The 516-nt window shown below is 42.2% G+C and carries 1 protein-coding gene; it reads right to left on the bottom strand.

All coding sequences use genetic code 11. From position 1 onward, the window contains the following. Positions 1-80: 80 nt before the first annotated feature. Positions 81-516, bottom strand: a 436-nt coding sequence (gene nrdG, locus FH871_RS34665) for an anaerobic ribonucleoside-triphosphate reductase activating protein (RefSeq protein WP_138995333.1), incomplete at its 5' end; no start/stop codon positions are given.

Below are 516 nucleotides of genomic sequence, written 5' to 3'. Positions count from 1 at the left end.
TAAAACTGTCAAAAGTTTTACGCTTTTCTTTTTGAATAGTTCAAATCTTTTCGATCGCTTTCGGAATTCCTAGAAAGCCCCTATATGAGATTATTGCGACTAACCTGCTCGAAACTGGTCTGACCATCATTGAGCTTTTCCCAAATGACAACCTGGCCTTGGTCTAGGGATTTTTTGACATCAATAATTCGTTGATTGGATGAGCCACGGAACTGAAGCATCAAATTCTTCTTCTTGATGTCGAAACGGCCATCCACTAAGATGTCAACAAGATTCAATAATTCCAACTTGTCTGGCGTTTCCAGCATCAGCTCTTCCCAGGTGTAGCCTGTCCAAGACCAGATGTCCTTTTCTGGTAATTCCTTGCGAATCCGTTTAACTAATGGCAACAAAATGCCTGTGTTAAGGAAGGGCTCGCCTCCCAATAGGGTCAACCCTTGCACGTAAGGCTGAGCCAAATCAGTTATAATTTGTTCTTCAAGTTCTTGGGTGTAAGGAATTCCTGCCCTAAAAGAC

Source organism: Larkinella sp. C7, assembly GCF_006149005.1.
In the GTDB taxonomy this organism is placed as follows: domain Bacteria; phylum Bacteroidota; class Bacteroidia; order Cytophagales; family Spirosomataceae; genus Larkinella.
This window is presented reverse-complemented; position numbering and strand designations above follow the sequence as displayed.